The organism is Vibrio satsumensis, assembly GCF_050337435.1.
Taxonomy (GTDB): Bacteria; Pseudomonadota; Gammaproteobacteria; order Enterobacterales; family Vibrionaceae; genus Vibrio; species Vibrio satsumensis.
This window is the reverse complement of sequence record NZ_JAKJSX010000007.1, coordinates 61,982-75,581: the sequence shown is the minus strand read 5'-3', so window position 1 is coordinate 75,581 and position 13,600 is coordinate 61,982. Positions and strand designations below refer to the sequence as shown.

General features: G+C 44.5%; 15 protein-coding genes. 7 read left to right on the top strand and 8 right to left on the bottom strand.

From position 1 onward, the window contains the following. Positions 1 to 2 precede the first annotated feature (2 nt). From uppS to rpsB, 5 genes are all read right to left on the bottom strand, one after another. Positions 3 to 755 carry an undecaprenyl pyrophosphate synthase gene (uppS, locus tag L4C44_RS09600; protein ID WP_017063364.1) on the bottom strand — a complete coding sequence of 251 codons (753 nt, stop codon included), beginning with the start codon at positions 753 to 755 and terminating at the stop codon, positions 3 to 5. Positions 756 to 853: 98 nt separating this feature from the next. Next, positions 854 to 1,411: a ribosome recycling factor gene (gene frr, locus L4C44_RS09595; RefSeq protein WP_017060741.1), complete on the bottom strand. Its 558-nt coding sequence runs from the start codon at positions 1,409 to 1,411 to the stop codon at positions 854 to 856. Between the two features lie 97 nt (positions 1,412 to 1,508). Next, the gene (gene pyrH / locus L4C44_RS09590) at positions 1,509 to 2,240 is read right to left on the bottom strand and encodes a UMP kinase (RefSeq protein ID WP_017630771.1); all 732 of its coding nucleotides are present in this window, start codon (positions 2,238 to 2,240) and stop codon (positions 1,509 to 1,511) included. 150 nt (positions 2,241 to 2,390) lie between these two features. After that, on the bottom strand, positions 2,391 to 3,236 hold the full coding sequence (tsf, locus tag L4C44_RS09585) for a translation elongation factor Ts (protein ID WP_017630772.1): 846 nt from the start codon (positions 3,234 to 3,236) through the stop codon (positions 2,391 to 2,393). A gap of 138 nt (positions 3,237 to 3,374) precedes the next feature. Further along, positions 3,375 to 4,106: a 30S ribosomal protein S2 gene (rpsB, locus tag L4C44_RS09580; protein WP_009847420.1), complete on the bottom strand. Its 732-nt coding sequence runs from the start codon at positions 4,104 to 4,106 to the stop codon at positions 3,375 to 3,377. 457 nt (positions 4,107 to 4,563) lie between these two features. Between rpsB and map the strand changes: the two genes are divergently transcribed. The 3 genes from map to L4C44_RS09565 all read left to right on the top strand — a co-directional run bounded on the left by map (position 4,564) and on the right by L4C44_RS09565 (position 8,768). Further along, entirely contained in the window at positions 4,564 to 5,442 is an 879-nt protein-coding gene (gene map, locus L4C44_RS09575) for a type I methionyl aminopeptidase (protein WP_146492095.1), read from the top strand. A gap of 139 nt (positions 5,443 to 5,581) precedes the next feature. Then, the gene (glnD, locus tag L4C44_RS09570; RefSeq protein WP_146492094.1) at positions 5,582 to 8,203 is read left to right on the top strand and encodes a bifunctional uridylyltransferase/uridylyl-removing protein GlnD; all 2,622 of its coding nucleotides are present in this window, start codon (positions 5,582 to 5,584) and stop codon (positions 8,201 to 8,203) included. A 181-nt stretch (positions 8,204 to 8,384) separates the two neighbouring features. Continuing rightward, a complete protein-coding gene (locus tag L4C44_RS09565; protein WP_004734354.1) occupies positions 8,385 to 8,768 on the top strand; it encodes a DUF3461 family protein in 384 nt (127 codons plus the stop codon). Positions 8,769 to 8,894: 126 nt separating this feature from the next. Here L4C44_RS09565 and truC read toward each other — a convergent pair whose 3' ends face one another. Further along, a complete protein-coding gene (gene truC / locus L4C44_RS09560; protein ID WP_146492093.1) occupies positions 8,895 to 9,644 on the bottom strand; it encodes a tRNA pseudouridine(65) synthase TruC in 750 nt (249 codons plus the stop codon). Then, positions 9,644 to 9,958, bottom strand: a complete 315-nt coding sequence (locus tag L4C44_RS09555) for a YqcC family protein (protein ID WP_146492092.1) — start codon at positions 9,956 to 9,958, stop codon at positions 9,644 to 9,646. The genes truC and L4C44_RS09555 overlap by 1 nt, the downstream gene beginning before the upstream one ends. 87 nt (positions 9,959 to 10,045) lie before the next feature. Here L4C44_RS09555 and L4C44_RS09550 point away from each other — a divergent pair, with 87 nt between their 5' ends. Then, entirely contained in the window at positions 10,046 to 11,086 is a 1,041-nt protein-coding gene (locus L4C44_RS09550; protein WP_428804949.1) for a DUF3549 family protein, read from the top strand. 114 nt (positions 11,087 to 11,200) lie between these two features. Then, the gene (locus tag L4C44_RS09545) at positions 11,201 to 11,509 is read left to right on the top strand and encodes a DUF3301 domain-containing protein (protein WP_017060748.1); all 309 of its coding nucleotides are present in this window, start codon (positions 11,201 to 11,203) and stop codon (positions 11,507 to 11,509) included. Here L4C44_RS09545 and L4C44_RS09540 read toward each other — a convergent pair. After that, a complete protein-coding gene (locus L4C44_RS09540) occupies positions 11,475 to 11,993 on the bottom strand; it encodes a GNAT family N-acetyltransferase (RefSeq protein WP_146492090.1) in 519 nt (172 codons plus the stop codon). The genes L4C44_RS09545 and L4C44_RS09540 overlap by 35 nt on opposite strands. 747 nt (positions 11,994 to 12,740) lie before the next feature. Between L4C44_RS09540 and L4C44_RS09535 the strand changes: the two genes are divergently transcribed. Next, positions 12,741 to 13,028: a hypothetical protein gene (locus L4C44_RS09535; RefSeq protein ID WP_017069390.1), complete on the top strand. Its 288-nt coding sequence runs from the start codon at positions 12,741 to 12,743 to the stop codon at positions 13,026 to 13,028. Between the two features lie 55 nt (positions 13,029 to 13,083). After that, the gene (locus L4C44_RS09530; RefSeq protein ID WP_060982534.1) at positions 13,084 to 13,533 is read left to right on the top strand and encodes a YaiI/YqxD family protein; all 450 of its coding nucleotides are present in this window, start codon (positions 13,084 to 13,086) and stop codon (positions 13,531 to 13,533) included. Positions 13,534 to 13,600: the final 67 nt, after the last annotated feature.

Sequence of the window (13,600 nt, the reverse complement as noted above, 5' to 3'; positions counted from 1 at the left end):
TATTAACTGTCCATCAGAGCTTTGATTTGCTCACCGGTGCATCCAAAACGACGCTCACGGTTTACAAACCAAGTCACAGCTTCTACTAAGCTGTCTTCATTAAAGTCTGGCCAGAATTGTTCAGTGAAATACATTTCGGCGTAAGCCAACTGCCAAAGCATAAAATTACTAATGCGGCATTCACCACTGGTACGGATAAGTAGATCGACTTCAGGAATATCTGCCATCGTCAGATGCTGTGTAATCATAGCTTCATCAATGTCATCTACATTAATATCACCAGACTTTACCTGTTGAGCAATAGAGGTCATTGCTTGCTGAATATCCCACTTACCGCCGTAGTTAGCCGCAATATTAATAACCATACCGGTATTGGTGCTAGTCAAAGCTTCCGCTTCTTCTATCTTCTTTTGTAGTCGATCATTGAAACGACTTTTATCACCAATAACACGAAGTTGTAGATTATTTTTATGAAGCTTTTTTACTTCACTCGATAGCACTGAAATAAACAGTTCCATCAAAATACCGACTTCTTCTTCAGGACGACGCCAGTTCTCGCTACTAAACGCAAAAAGAGTAACGGCTTTAATGCCAAGTCTGGCTGCAGAAGAGATAGTTTTACGAACGGCTTGAACACCGTTTTTATGGCCAAAGACGCGAGGCTTGCCCTGAGCTTTTGCCCAGCGACCATTACCATCCATAATGATAGCAATGTGTTTAGGAAGAGAGTCTGTGAACGCTTGAGAATTATGCATAAAAGAGTGAATCAAATTCTAATAGTCGAACAGAGTAGCATAAAAAAACGCTGCACCGTGAGTACAGCGTTTTTCCGGAAAGAAAAGAATATGGAAAATTAAACTTCCATCAACTCTTTTTCTTTAACAGCTAGAACTTCGTCTACGTTCTTAACCGCAGCATCAGTTAGCTTTTGAATTTCGTCTTGTGCTTTACGATCTTCATCTTCAGAGATTTCTTTATCTTTAAGAAGTGCTTTTAGATCGCCATTCGCGTCACGACGGATGTTACGGATAGCAACACGGCCACCTTCAGCTTCGCCACGAACGATTTTAACTAGGTCTTTACGACGCTCTTCCGTTAGCGGAGGAAGTGGAACACGGATAACTGTGCCAGCAGACATAGGGTTTAGGCCTAGGTCAGATGTCAGAATTGCTTTTTCAACTAGAGGAGTCAGTGTTTTATCAAACACTGTAATAGCTAGTGTACGTGCATCTTCAGCGATAACGTTAGCTACTTGAGTCAAAGGCGTTGGAGCACCGTAGTACTCAACAGTAAGACCAGAAAGTAAGCTTGGGTGCGCACGACCTGTACGAATCTTTTGCAGGCTGTTTTTTAGTGCATCAACACTTTTTACCATGCGCTCTTGAGCGTCTTTTTTGATTTCGTTAATCACAATTTCACCTTGATTATGTTCTTTCTTCAAGAAAGCTTTTTATTTGAGTGATAAGGATAAGCTTACCAAAGTCTAACACCTCAGTAAGCCCGAAAAATTAGTCAGCGTCGCTGATTAATGTACCTTCAGTTTCACCCATAACCACGCGACGTAGTGCGCCTGGTTTATTCATGTTAAATACGCGGATTGGCATTTTGTGATCACGTGCTAGCGTAAATGCAGCCAAGTCCATTACTTTAAGTTCTTTATCAAGAACTGTGTTGTAAGACAACGTATCATACAGCTCTGCGTCTGGGTTTGCTACAGGGTCAGAAGTAAATACACCATCTACTTTTGTCGCTTTTAGAACTACGTCAGCTTCGATTTCGATACCACGTAGACATGCAGCAGAATCCGTAGTGAAGAATGGGTTACCAGTACCAGCAGAGAAGATCACAACGCGACCTTGACGTAGTTGGCTGATTGCGTCTGCCCAGTTGTAGTCGTCACACACACCTTTAAGAGGGATTGCAGACATTACACGTGCGTTTACGTAAGCACGGTGAAGAGCGTCACGCATTGCAAGGCCGTTCATTACCGTTGCAAGCATACCCATGTGGTCACCAACAACGCGGTTCATACCTGCTTCAGCAAGGCCTGCACCACGGAAAAGGTTACCACCACCGATAACAACGCCTACTTGAACACCTAGTTCAACCAATTCTTTCACTTCTTGAGCCATACGATCAAGGATCGTCGGGTCAATACCAAAACCTTCTTCGCCTTGTAGTGCTTCACCGCTAAGTTTTAACAGAATACGTTGATACGCCGGTTTAGGGTTCGTAGTCATGGAGTTTACCTTCCAAAGAGTTGATGATTAACAGTCATGGATAAAAACTGAATAGCTCAGTTTGCATTCATAACAGCTAAAAAATAATTCACTATTCATAAAAAGACCGCAGCATTTGCCACGGTCTCTTTTCAAACAATACGCTAAGGATTAACCTTTTTGTACCGCTGCAACTTCGTCAGCAAAGCTCATTTCAGCTGCTTTCTCGATGCCTTCACCAACTTCTAGACGTACGAAGTTAGATACTGAAGCGCCTTTCTCTTTAAGGATAGCGCCAACAGTTTGCTTAGGCTCCATGATGAAAGCTTGACCAGTTAGAGAGATTTCGCCCGTGAATTTCTTCATACGGCCAACAACCATTTTCTCTGCGATTTCAGCTGGTTTGCCTTCGTTCATAGCGATTTCAACTTGAACTGCTTTTTCTTTAGCAACTACGTCTGCAGGTACGTCTTCTGGGTTTAGGAACTCAGGACGTGATGCAGCAACGTGCATTGCAACGTGCTTAAGAGTTTCAGCTTCGCCTTCACCAGCAACAACAACACCGATTTTCTCACCGTGACGGTAAGAAGCTAGTGCAACACCTGAAACGTACTGTACGCGACGGATGTTGATGTTTTCGCCGATTTTTGCAACTAGAGCAACACGAGTCTCTTCGAACTGTGCTTGTAGCTCTTCAACAGTTGCTTGAGAAGCTACTGCAGCAGCTGCAACTTCTTCTGCGAATGCTGTGAAGTTAGCATCTTTTGCTACGAAGTCAGTTTGGCAGTTAACTTCAAGAAGAGCAGCTACGCCGTTCTCTTCTTTGATGATGATTGCGCCTTCAGCAGCAACGTTACCAGCTTTCTTAGCTGCTTTCGCTGCGCCAGACTTACGCATGTTTTCAATTGCTAGTTCGATGTCAGCGTTTGCTTCTACAAGCGCTTTCTTACATTCCATCATGCCAGCGCCAGTGCGCTCGCGAAGTTCTTTAACTAGAGCTGCAGTTACAGTTGCCATTCTCTATTCCTCAGTAAATTCTAAAAAAGATAAAAAACAGGGGCCTAATTAATTGGCCCCTGATATTGACTGTATTCAGTCCGTTAAGCCACCGATTATGACCGCTTAATATGAACTAAATATGGCTCAGAGCCGCTATTATTCAGCTTCTACAAAACCGTCTTTTTCAGCAGCTACAGCAGCAACATCTTTGTTGCGACCTTCTTTAACCGCGTCTGCAGCAGCGTTTAGGTAAAGCTGTACTGCACGGATTGCATCGTCGTTACCAGGGATAACGAAGTCAACGCCGTCTGGGTTAGAGTTAGTATCAACTACAGCGTAAACTGGGATACCTAGGTTGTTTGCTTCTTTAACTGCGATGTGTTCGTGATCAGCATCGATTACGAATAGAGCGTCTGGAAGGCCGCCCATGTTCTTGATACCACCAAGAGATTTCTCTAGCTTCTCCATTTCACGAGTACGCATTAGAGCTTCTTTCTTAGTAAGCTTGTCGAAAGTACCGTCTTGAGCTTGCGCTTCAAGTTCTTTCAGACGCTTGATAGACTGACGAACAGTTTTGTAGTTCGTTAGCATACCGCCTAACCAGCGGTTGTTAACGTAGAACTGGTTGCTGTTGATAGCAGCTTCTTTAACAGCTTCAGATGCAGCGCGCTTAGTACCAACAAAAAGAACTTTACCTTTCTTCTCGCCAACTTTAGCGATTTCAGCTAGAGCGTCGTTGAACATTGGTACAGTTTTTTCTAGGTTGATGATATGTACTTTGTTACGAGCACCAAAGATGAATGGCTTCATTTTTGGGTTCCAGTAACGAGTTTGGTGACCGAAGTGAACACCAGCTTTAAGCATATCGCGCATTGATACAGTTGCCATTTTAAAATCCTCTATGGGGTTAGGCCTCCACATCCCCCATGAATCCGACCCCTAACAACTAACCACTTTTCAGCCGTTATTTGTGTTGTTGAGGCACCCCGGAACATGTGTCGGAATGTGTGTGATTTAAAGAAATAAGTTAGTGGACACAAAGCTTGTTTCGCCAATTGGAGAAAACACTCCTGATGTCCGGCGCGCTTTATACCATATTTTGTCTATCTATGGCTAGAAAAAAATCGAAAAATGGCGACTGCTATACTGACCTCTAAAGACGAATTTCCTCTATAAATGGCATCCATATCAAGTTGCTTCTACATCTTTTAACCGAACATTATTTACTCAGGTTAAACAGTATCCATCGGTATTGTGCGGATATGGGAATGTTGCGCTAAAATGCTGCACTGATAGAATAGCCCCAATATGCACACTTAGGTGCTACCCAATTAAGAGATATGCAATGGCTGTAAAAATTAAAACTGCTGAAGAAATTGAAAAGATGCGCGTCGCCGGCAAACTGGCTTCTGAAATTCTAGAGATGATTGAACCTCATATCCAAGTAGGTACAACGACAGAAGAGCTAAACCAAATCTGTCACGAGTACGCTACGGAAAGAGGCGCATACTCAGCACCACTTGATTACCACGGTTTCCCTAAGTCAATCTGTACGTCTATCAACCACATTGTGTGCCATGGTATTCCAGCATCACAAGACGAAACTGGTAGCACAGGTCAATTCAAACCGGCTGTATTAAAAGATGGCGACATTCTTAACGTTGATATCACGGTAATCATCCCTGATGACGAAAACGCAGACCTAAGCGTTCGTCCACAAGGTTACCATGGCGACACCTCTAAGATGTTCCTTGTGGGTGAAGTTTCACCAGCAAACAAGCGTCTATGTATGGTTGCTCAAGAAGCACTTTACGAAGGCATGCGCCAAGTAAAGCCTGGTGTCCAGCTTGGCCAAATAGGTACTGCTATCGAGAAGTACATCAAAACAAACAATAAGAACAACCCACGCGCAAAATTCTCAATTGTTAAAGATTACTGTGGTCACGGCATTGGGGCTGAATTCCATGAAGACCCACAAGTCGTTCACTACAAAAACAACGACCGCACTGTATTAAAAGCAGGTATGTGCTTCACTATCGAGCCAATGATCAACGCAGGTAAATTTGGCTGCCGTCTTGATGACCAAGATAGCTGGACCGTTTACACAGCCGACAGCAAGAACTCGGCGCAGTGGGAACACACACTAGTTGTGACGGATACTGGTTGTGAAGTACTGACACTACGCAGCGACGATACGATTCCACGCATCATGAAGAACGCTTAGTTCGCCGAACTGAACGCATCCGCCTTTTAAAAATATCCTCGCATTATCGAGGATATTTTTTTATCCGCTCAATTTCGACTTTCCATCAGCTTCTGTTAAATTGTTTACTATTCTCATTTGCTTGCACGGATAGCAGACTATGCCTTATCAATGCCCTCTTACGTTCAATGACGAACAAATTGAAATCTGCGAATTAAAAAATCAGCTCGAGATCTTCACGCAGTATCAAAAAAATGAATTTCTGAATCACCACCCAGTTACCGACTTAGTTCTGTTGCGCTCCGAGTACATGGATTTGCTTCTCAGTCGATTATGGGATCACTTCGGATTCAGCAAACTGCCTCATATCTCACTGGTCGCAGTGGGCGGCTATGGCCGTGGCGAACTTCACCCCTTGTCTGACATTGATATCCTTATCGTCTCGCAGAAAACATTGCCACCAGCACTCGGCGAAAAAGTCAGCCAGTTCATCACCCTACTCTGGGATTTGAGACTCGAAGTTGGTCACGCGGTACGTACCATTGCCGAATGTCTTGATATAGGCATTGATGATTTAACCGTTGCTACCAACCTGCAAGAGTCACGCTTGTTGTGTGGCAGCGAAGACACCTTCCAAGAACTGAAACTGAAGATTCACTCTGATTCATTTTGGCCTAGTGAAACCTTCTACAAGGCTAAGATTCAAGAACAAAGAGAGCGTCACGCTCGCTACCACGACACCACTTACAATCTAGAACCCGATATCAAATCGACTCCGGGTGGATTAAGAGACATCCACACTCTGAGCTGGGTTGCGCGTCGCCATTTCGGTGCGACCTCTTTGTTAGAGATGAGCAAATACGGCTTTCTAACCGATGCGGAGTATCGTGAATTAGTTGAGTGCCAAGATTTCCTATGGCGCGTTCGTTTTGCGCTGCACATTGAACTGCGCCGTTACGACAACCGTCTCACCTTTGCCCATCAAGCCCAGGTAGCTGAACATCTGGGTTATACGGGCGAAGGGAATCGTGGCGTCGAGATGATGATGAAGGAGTTCTACCGCACGCTTCGTCGCGTAGCTGAGCTTAATAAAATGCTTCTGAAACTGTTCGATCAAGCGATCATCAATGGCGGTCAGACCCAAGATGCGGAGATTCTCGATAATGACTTCCAACGTCGAGGGTCATTGATCGAAGCGCGTAAACCAGCTCTATTCCAAGCAAGACCAGAAACGATTCTCGATATGTTCATCCACATCGCGAATGACTCTTCCATCGAAGGTGTTAGCCCTCCAACATTACGACAACTGCGTACGGCGCGTCGTCGATTGAACCGATTCCTACATACCATTCCTGAAGCTCGAGACAAGTTCATGGCGTTAGTTCGCCACCCGAATGCACTGCACAAAGCCTTTAGCTTAATGCATAAACTCGGCGTGCTCTCAGCGTACTTACCGCAATGGAGTCAGATAGTAGGTCAGATGCAATTCGACCTGTTCCATGTTTACACCGTGGATGAACACAGCATTCGCCTACTCAAGCATATCAACCGTTTTGGTCAAATTGAAAACCACGATAAGCACCCTATCTGCTGTGAAGTGTACCCACGAGTACAAAAGAAAGAGTTATTAATCCTTGCTGCTATCTTCCACGACATCGGCAAAGGCCGTGGCGGAGACCACTCTGAGATTGGTGCAGTTGAGGCTTATTCTTTCTGTATCGAGCACGGGCTATCGAAACCTGAAGCTAAACAAGTGGCGTGGTTGGTACAAAATCACCTGTTGATGTCAGTAACGGCTCAGCGCCGTGATATCTATGACCCAGATGTGATCACCGAATTCGCCAAAAAAGTTCGTGATGAAGAGTCACTCGAACTATTGGTTTGTTTAACCGTGGCTGATATCTGTGCGACGAACCCTGAGTTATGGAACAGTTGGAAACGGACCCTACTCGCAGAGTTATTCCACTCAACTCAGCGTGCGCTGCGCCGTGGCTTGGAAAACCCGGTCGATGTTAGAGATCGTATTCGTCACAATCAACAAATGGCATCGGCACTGCTGCGTAAAGAAGGCTTCACAGCTCGTGAAATTGAAGTGCTATGGCAGCGTTTCAAGGCCGATTACTTCTTACGTCATACGCACAAACAAATCGCTTGGCATTGTGAGCACTTACTTCGCCTGGAAAATCCAAGCCAACCATTAGTACTGATCAGTAAGAAAGCGACACGGGGCGGTACCGAGGTGTTCGTTTACTGTAAAGACCAAGCGGCACTGTTTGCGACCGTGGTTGCCGAACTCGACAGGCGCAACTTTAACGTTCATGACGCGCAGGTCATGGTCAGCAAAGATGGCCATGTTTTGGATACCTTTATCGTACTAGACCAACATGGTGAAGCGATTGATGAAGCGAGACACAAAGCCGTTGCTAAACATTTGACTCATGTATTGGCTGATGGCCGCCCGACGAAGATAAAGACGCGTCGCACGCCACGTAACTTGCAGCACTTTAAGGTCAAAACCTTAGTTGAGTTCCTGCCAACCAAGAGCAAAAAGCGCACCTTGATGGAGTTAAGAGCCCTTGATACGCCGGGGTTATTGGCTCAAGTGGGTGCAACCTTTGCGGAACTAGACATCAACTTACACGGTGCGAAAATCACAACCATCGGTGAACGTGCAGAAGATTTGTTTATTCTGACCAGTGAAGCAGGGGGAAGGCTGTCTGAAGAACAAGAACAGGCGCTAAGAGAACGATTAACCGAGCACGTTTCGGAACTCGCACCTTAGAAAGCTAATGCAGGCTATCACCAGGTTTAATAACTAAATAAGAGTGGGTAAAGATAGAGAGCGATCTTGCCCACAACTTACAATCAATTCACAGATATCAACTATCTAGCTCGTCGTTAGGCTGCTACATTGATCAAGTCAATTACATAAAAGTATTACATTCATAACCTAGAGGTCGCTTATGTATCCAAACCTCACTGGCTTAGGTATCCACGAACCTAAACAGATTGAACGTTACTCCCTTCGCCAAGAAGCGCACAAAGATATCCTGAAGATTTACTTTCGTAAGCAGAAAGGTGAACTGTTCGCAAAAAGCGTTAAGTTTAAGTACCCACGACAAGTAAAAAGTGTGCTTGTTAGCGGTGGCAATAATCAATACAAAGAAGTGACCGAGATTAACCGCAACCTCACTCTTGTAATTGATGAGCTCAACAAAATCACCAAACCTACGCCAACGGCTGAGGTGGATGTGAAGCAGAAGATCCTTACCGACTTACGCCATCTAGAGAAAGTGGTATCAAGTAAGATCGCTGAGATCGAAGCCGATCTAGAAAAGCTAAAATGATCCCGAGAAAAGATAACTAACAACCACGATGAGTTGTTACGCTCAGATCACGCAGACATTAAAAAGGGCTGATATCACTATCAGCCCTTTGTTTTACTTTCTATGCTTACTTAGGTGCGTGTATTTTTACTTAGACGAACACGCTTTAGCATTGATTAAGTTGGTGTCCCACTCAAAAGTTTCAAACAACCTTAACCACGTTTCATCTAGGTTGGCCTTCATTACCAACTCTTCTTTAGTGAAAGGATGAATGAAACGTAATTCAGACGCATGTAGCAACAAACGGTGCGAACCTAAATCATCACGAAACAATCGGTTGTGCTTACCATCACCATGTGAAGTATCACCCACAATTGGGTGTCTTAGGTGAGCCATGTGACGACGCAGCTGATGTTTGCGACCAGTCTTTGGCATCATCTCAACCAAGCAGTAACGGCTCGTTGGGAAACGCCCCGTAGAATATGGTACTTCCACTTTTGCTAGCGGTTCATAAACTGTCACCGCCTCTTGCGCTTCTTTGTCTTCTTTCGCGAACTTATCTGCGATCTTATCCAGTTCAACCTTAAGCGCATAATCGAGCGTATCGCCCTCTTCTATCCACCCACGCACAATCGCATGATAGGTTTTTTGCATCTCGTGGTTGGCGAACATCGGCATCACCTCAGAGGCAACCTCACTCGACAGTGCAAACACCAACACACCAGATGTTGGTCGGTCTAAACGATGCAGAGGAAAGACGTGCTGGCCAATTTGGTCGCGCAGAGTCTGCATCACAAACTGAGTCTCGTGTTTATCCAACCATGAGCGATGCACTAGCATACCCGCAGGCTTATTCACCGCGACAAAATACTCATCTTGATAAATGATCTCTAACATTACGCGCATACCTCATCAATGCTCAGAATCGTCACTAGCAGTTCAGCTTTGTCTGCCTCATTTTTCCACACTTCACCAAAATAAGGATGAATAGCAAAGCCTTTAGGTAGGCTCATTTGTGCATCCATCATTGCATTGATCTTAACGATGAAGATCCACTGCAGCCACTCTTCAGGTTGTAGCGAATCAATAGCGAAAGGTTCAACGCTTACAAGCGCTTCATCCGAAGGCGAAACATCGCTCCACAGCGAACATTGGCGCATTTGTTGTTCTAATTGTTGAAGTAAAGGAGGTAACTTTGTGGCAGCTGTCATTTTTCACCAAGTTATTTATCTAGTGACCTTGAAATTGGGGCATAGAGTACCATCTATTTAGGAAAGAAAGTTAGGAGCTTTATTACTATGGAAACGATTCACACGCTCACTCAGTTACTAAAGAATAGCGGTTGCCAATACGATATCTACGACCTAGGTCGTCGCATTCAGAAGATCGACAACACCTTATTCTCTGATGTTGAGCAAGGGAAACAGCCGTACCCATTTCCACTTCAGAAACAAGCTCACTTAGCGATTAGTTACTGGAACGAACACAAGCAACCTTGGATTTGGTTCCTAAAGTTTAAACTGGACGAAAGAGGCCTATTGCATCAAGGCGATGTAGGCAACTTCCTTAAGTTTGTTATCGAAGCAATGGGCACACGTTTAAACGGCGAGATCAGCGAAGAGCAACAACAAAAGCTGTCTAACAACCCATACACGTTTAAGCCTTCAGAAGACAAGATGGCCGTGTTCCATAGCCAAGTAAGAGCCGGTTTAGATCTGGCGACGAGCCAATACTACGAACACGCTCAACGCTACTTCACTGGCGATCTAGGCTGGGACAACTGGAAAACTGTTGGTCTTCAAGGCATCACCGATATGTGTGCTCGCCTAGGCAGCCAGCAAAACGGTGTCGCGATTCGTAAAGCATTGAACAAACTGCCATCAGAACCTCTATACGCAACACTAGGGGCACTTGAACACACGCAAATCAATGACAAGCTGGCTCAACGCTTACAAGAGATGACTGAAAGCGAGATTAATAGCCAAGAACCGGATCTGTTCTTGCTTTCAGCACTGGTACGTGCCCTTTCTGGCGCAGAGCAAAACACAACGAATGCCGTGATTAATCAAGTCTTGGCTAGCCCACGCCTAAGCCACCAAGAGGTGTTAATTGGTTTGGCTGGTCGCAGCTGGCACGCACTACAAGATCCAGCGATTGCTGAGCAATTCTTGTTGCGCCTCGCACAAACAGGCAACCAGAACCTGTTCAATCAGTTATTTGCAGATTTAGTGATGATTCCGACACTGAGAATGGTATTTTTACCATTATTGAACTCGAACCCATCACCAGAACTCGCCAATGCACTTGTTGAGTTACAACAAGCGGCTAAGTCGCAATAGTCGAATAAATCAAAAGCTGAACGACTTAATAGCAGTCTGGCTCAACCCCAATAGCTCGTAAGAATAAGCTCAAATCACGATTGGAATAGAGAGATAAAAGGAAGTATGGATTAAATGATAGATAACTTATTGGCTATTTTGATGCTGTGCTTCTTTTGCTTTCTATTTTGGCAGCAGCGCAGGCAATCAGAGCTTGCGAAGGCTGCCATTGCGAGAAAGTGTAAAGAGCTGGATTTACAATTGTTGAGTGTTGCTTTCAGTGGCCATAAGCTTAAGATGCGCCATGAGTTAACCACGATTTGGCGCTGGCATACAGTGTACCAATTTGAATTTTCAGCGTTAGGTGATGACCTGTACCAAGGCAAACTGACTATGGTAGGCTTCCGCTCTATGCGGTTTGAGCTACAGCCTCATAGAATGTAACGTCACAATACGCGGTATAGAGATATTCATGGTAAGGGCCAAACTGATCTTGTTTGGTCTCTTTAAATGCAAAGCCTAATTTTTCCAATAATTTAATTGATGGGTTATGGCCAACATTTACAGTCGCGACAACATTCGTTAGACGTTCTTCAAAACACACCAAACTAAAGAAAGGTTTTAGCACCTCACTAGCAAGACCTTGATTCCAGTATTCTTTATCCAAAATAAAACCAAGTTCATGCTTCCCCTCTTCCGATGAAACAAAGACATGCCCAAGATATTCACGGGTTTGGTTGTGGATGATCGCACGGCAGAAGCCGACGTTGTCTTGCAGTATCTCTTGAAATAAGTGCTTAGCAGAGGCAATAGAGTGCGGCCCATTCATTTCAGCACGATTAATGGGGCAGCAATTCAACTTGATAAAGTCGTGTTGTAGCTGTTCGGTATAAGGAACCAACAGCGTTCTTGAGGTTGCTATCGTCATAAAACACTCCTTGTGTTGACCATTAGCAGAAAGCAGATGTAGTGCTCTTAAATAAAGAGCAGCGCCTAAATAAAACGCCAAGAAAAGAAAAGCCCCGACACCGAAGTGTCAGGGCTAGGGTCTTACTCGCAGCAGTCCGGCTACTAATTAATGCTCCATGCATCATCCATAATAGTGGCTGTAATCCTTCAGCTCTTTCCTTTACTTCGCCGTCCTAGCGGTGTCCAATCTTCCTGAAAGCTAACAATCCTAGTTAGCGCACATCACTTGTTCCGTGAGCGGTGTCCTTTACATCATCCTGATGCTAATCCAACCCTTTAATCCTAAAGGTGTCCATTGTCATTCCGTTGCAGCTAACTTCCTGTTAACTGACTGTATCCCTACAATATCCTTACGCTCCATGCTTGATCACTCAATCCTAAGTAACCAAATCTTCATCCTGAAGATAACCAAATCCTTGGTGCTTTCCTGTTCCGTGTCAGAATCCTTCCGACAAGGTTTAATTTACGCGATTTAGGGTTTCGGACAATAGATTTACATCACATTTTGAATCCGAAAAAGTTGTTAATTATATAAAACAAATAAAATTCAATACCTTAACTATATGCACATCAATCTCTCTAGCGATGTATTCGTGTTATCTCACAGCCTTTGTAAGAGATCTCTCACAAGCCATGGGCGGTTTTATGATTCGCTATCATTCACCAGAGCGAGTAAAATGACTGAAGACTAAAAATGGAGATCAACATGCTGACAAAAGATGTTTCTGAAGAGTTGAAATCAGTGCTTGAAGGACTGCAAGCGCAAGGCAAAGAACCGACAGTTGCTTTAGTTAAGGCTCGTATGAGCACATCCGTTCCGATGCCAGCTTTAATTACGACCATCAAGAGCTGGAAAAGCGCCAATCGCGTTCCTAAAGTTGAAGTCGCGACACAAGAAGAGCCTGCACTTGATCGTGTTAGCCAACTGGAAAAGCAAATCCTTGAACTCACTGCTCGCGTTGCCATGCTTGAAGCTAAACTAACTGATCAATAAGGCAACTGAGCAATAAGTTGACCGATAAATAAGCTAACAGAGAAATTAGAACACTATGAAGATATGGGTTGATGCGGACGCTTGTCCAAAGGTTATCCGAGAAACAATCGTACGCGCAGCTGAGCGCACAGGGGTTGAATGTACCTTTGTGGCAAACCATCTGGTTCCCGTTCCTAAACGCAATAACATTCACTCGATTCAAGTGCCAAGCGGATTTGATATTGCTGATGATGAAATCGTAAAACGCACTGAACCTGGCGACCTTGTAATTACATCCGATATCCCTCTGGCCGACGAAGTGATCACCAAAGGTGGGCAAGCACTCAGTTCTCGTGGCGAGCTTTATACCAAAGAGACCATCAAAGCACGTCTGAACATTCGTGACTTCATGGATACTATGCGCTCAAGTGGCATCCAAACTGGCGGACCAAGTACCCTTTCTCAAACCGATCGTCGAGAGTTTGCCAACCACCTTGATAAAATCCTCGCTAAGCGACCAAAATAGCCAATTTATTTTGTGTGCACCATTTTGAAGCCGGTCAAGATGGTGCTCCAAGCCTTATCCCAACAAA

What these genes read in the sequence shown, in the direction of transcription:
- map (WP_146492095.1), top strand. Translation starts at nt 4,564, where the DNA reads ATGGCTGTAAAAATTAAAACTGCTGAAGAAATTGAAAAGATGCGCGTC.
- rpsB (WP_009847420.1), bottom strand. Translation starts at nt 4,106, where the DNA reads ATGGCAACTGTATCAATGCGCGATATGCTTAAAGCTGGTGTTCACTTC.
- tsf (WP_017630772.1), bottom strand. Translation starts at nt 3,236, where the DNA reads ATGGCAACTGTAACTGCAGCTCTAGTTAAAGAACTTCGCGAGCGCACT.
- L4C44_RS09550 (WP_428804949.1), top strand. Translation starts at nt 10,046, where the DNA reads ATGGAAACGATTCACACGCTCACTCAGTTACTAAAGAATAGCGGTTGC.
- glnD (WP_146492094.1), top strand. Translation starts at nt 5,582, where the DNA reads ATGCCTTATCAATGCCCTCTTACGTTCAATGACGAACAAATTGAAATC.
- L4C44_RS09555 (WP_146492092.1), bottom strand. Translation starts at nt 9,958, where the DNA reads ATGACAGCTGCCACAAAGTTACCTCCTTTACTTCAACAATTAGAACAA.
- uppS (WP_017063364.1), bottom strand. Translation starts at nt 755, where the DNA reads ATGCATAATTCTCAAGCGTTCACAGACTCTCTTCCTAAACACATTGCT.
- L4C44_RS09540 (WP_146492090.1), bottom strand. Translation starts at nt 11,993, where the DNA reads ATGACGATAGCAACCTCAAGAACGCTGTTGGTTCCTTATACCGAACAG.
- L4C44_RS09545 (WP_017060748.1), top strand. Translation starts at nt 11,201, where the DNA reads ATGATAGATAACTTATTGGCTATTTTGATGCTGTGCTTCTTTTGCTTT.
- truC (WP_146492093.1), bottom strand. Translation starts at nt 9,644, where the DNA reads ATGTTAGAGATCATTTATCAAGATGAGTATTTTGTCGCGGTGAATAAG.
- L4C44_RS09530 (WP_060982534.1), top strand. Translation starts at nt 13,084, where the DNA reads ATGAAGATATGGGTTGATGCGGACGCTTGTCCAAAGGTTATCCGAGAA.
- pyrH (WP_017630771.1), bottom strand. Translation starts at nt 2,240, where the DNA reads ATGACTACGAACCCTAAACCGGCGTATCAACGTATTCTGTTAAAACTT.
- L4C44_RS09565 (WP_004734354.1), top strand. Translation starts at nt 8,385, where the DNA reads ATGTATCCAAACCTCACTGGCTTAGGTATCCACGAACCTAAACAGATT.
- L4C44_RS09535 (WP_017069390.1), top strand. Translation starts at nt 12,741, where the DNA reads ATGCTGACAAAAGATGTTTCTGAAGAGTTGAAATCAGTGCTTGAAGGA.